The sequence below is a fragment of the Acidisphaera rubrifaciens HS-AP3 genome, assembly GCF_000964365.1.
GTDB lineage: Bacteria > Pseudomonadota > Alphaproteobacteria > Acetobacterales > Acetobacteraceae > Acidisphaera > Acidisphaera rubrifaciens.
The window spans coordinates 1-1,254 of the sequence record NZ_BANB01000859.1; the positions used below are offsets into that span (position 1 = coordinate 1).

Genomic DNA, 1,254 nt, shown 5'->3' on the forward strand with positions numbered 1-1,254 from the left:
GCAGGCGGCGCATCCCGGCGAGCAGCCGCGGGTCGGTCACCCGGTTCGGGCGGACCTGGCTGTCCACCATGTTGTCGCGGGCACGGGCGGTGCGGTCCCGGTCGGACATCGGGCCGGACGGGCGGGCGGGCGGCGCGTCTGATGCGGCATCCATGCTTGGTATGTCTTCGTGTTGCGGTGCACAGCGGCGACCCGGACCTTATAGGGAGGTTGCGCCGCGCCCGCCACCCGCGCGGCCGCATCGCCCGCCACGCGCCCGCGCCTCGCTTGACCGGCGGCGGCCGAGTGCCGGATAAGCCGGTGCCGCGCACTGGTCCGGTGGCAGAGTGGTGATGCAGCGGACTGCAAATCCGCGTATGTGGGTTCGATTCCCGCCCGGACCTCCATCGGCGCAGAACACCGCCGGACGCGCTGGCGTCCCATCGTCCGGCCCGGCCGCCTCCGGCCGCCGGCTGCTTGCGGTCACAGAGTGTTGCTGATCTGGTTGAAGGTGTGGTTGAGGCCGCCGCCGACGGATGTGAGGGCCGCGACCAGCACCAGCGCGATCAGCGCCGCGATCAATCCGTATTCCAGCGCGGTGACTCCGCGCCGGTCGCTCAGCATCACGCGCGGACGCACCCGCATCGCAAATGTCCCTTGCACGACGAAACGTCGCCAGTCTGGCGGACGCCCCTTAACCGCGGGTGAAAGCATGGCCGGGCCGATGCGGCGCTTCGGCGGCGCGCTTGCCGTCGCCCTGTTCGCGACCGCGGTCGCCACGTCCTCCGCAGGCGGCACCTGCCGGTTCGATCCGGCGGTGGAGCTTCGACTGCCACCCGCGCCGGGACCGCTGGTGATACCCGCCACCCTCGACGCCCGGCCCGTCCGCCTCGTGCTCGACAGCGGGGCGGAGCGGTCGCTGCTGTCGGCCGCGGCGGTCGCGCGGCTCGGGCTCCGGCTGGACCCCTGGACCGCGACCGGTCTGCGCGGGATCGGCGGGCTGACGCGCCACCGCGACGCGCAGGTCGGCACGCTCCGGATCGGCGCGCTCGGACTGAGCCGACCGCTCGGTCCCATCCGCAGCCTGCCGGTCGTGCCGGCCTTGCCGGGGGGCCGCATCGACGGGTTGCTCGGCGCGGACCTGATGGGCAGCCTCGATATCGAGGTGACGGGCGGCGGCCTGCGCGTCGTCCTCTATCGCGCCGACGGGTGCGATGCGGCCACGGCGGGGGCGGCGCTGCCCCGGGCCGCCCCCTGGGCGGCCGCGGCGCTGCC

At 74.4% G+C, this 1,254-nt stretch carries 2 protein-coding genes and 1 tRNA gene; 2 read left to right on the forward strand and 1 reads right to left on the reverse strand.

Features of this window, described 5'->3' with window-relative positions; translation table 11 throughout:
- Window positions 1-312 precede the first annotated feature (312 nt).
- Window positions 313-386 (forward strand) — tRNA-Cys (locus tag B8460_RS18545).
- A gap of 76 nt (window positions 387-462) precedes the next feature.
- On the opposite strand, the gene B8460_RS18550 is transcribed toward B8460_RS18545, so the two are convergent.
- Entirely contained in the window at window positions 463-624 is a 162-nt protein-coding gene (locus B8460_RS18550) for a Flp family type IVb pilin (protein WP_048863106.1), read from the reverse strand.
- Between the two features lie 67 nt (window positions 625-691).
- On the opposite strand from B8460_RS18550, the gene B8460_RS18555 reads away from it, so the two are divergent.
- Window positions 692-1,254 (forward strand): retropepsin-like aspartic protease (locus B8460_RS18555; RefSeq protein ID WP_048863107.1); only part of this gene is annotated, 563 nt, incomplete at its 3' end.